Source organism: Bacillus sp. RB3 (assembly GCF_030164735.1).
Lineage (GTDB): Bacteria > Bacillota > Bacilli > Bacillales > Bacillaceae_G > Bacillus_A > Bacillus_A cereus.
The window spans coordinates 1-243 of the sequence record NZ_JASNGE010000132.1 but is presented as its reverse complement, the minus strand read 5'-3'; the positions used below and the strand labels follow the sequence as shown (position 1 = coordinate 243).

Here is a 243-nt window from a genome sequence, read left to right as displayed (position 1 = left end):
ACCCCCGCGCGACTCTCGCCGCCTGTCGGTTTTCAAGACCGATCCCTTCAGCCGAACTTGGGTATACCTCCGAGATATATACGTCTAATGGTGGACCTTGTAGGACTCGAACCTACGACCGGACGGTTATGAGCCGTCTGCTCTAACCAGCTGAGCTAAAGGTCCTTTATGGTAGCGGCGGAGGGGATCGAACCCCCGACCTCACGGGTATGAACCGTACGCTCTAGCCAGCTGAGCTACACC

At 57.2% G+C, this 243-nt stretch carries 1 tRNA gene; it reads right to left on the bottom strand.

Annotation, left to right across the window (positions count from 1 at the left end):
• Positions 1 to 88 precede the first annotated feature (88 nt).
• Positions 89 to 165: transfer RNA gene (locus QO049_RS30670), tRNA-Ile, on the bottom strand.
• Positions 166 to 243 lie beyond the last annotated feature (78 nt).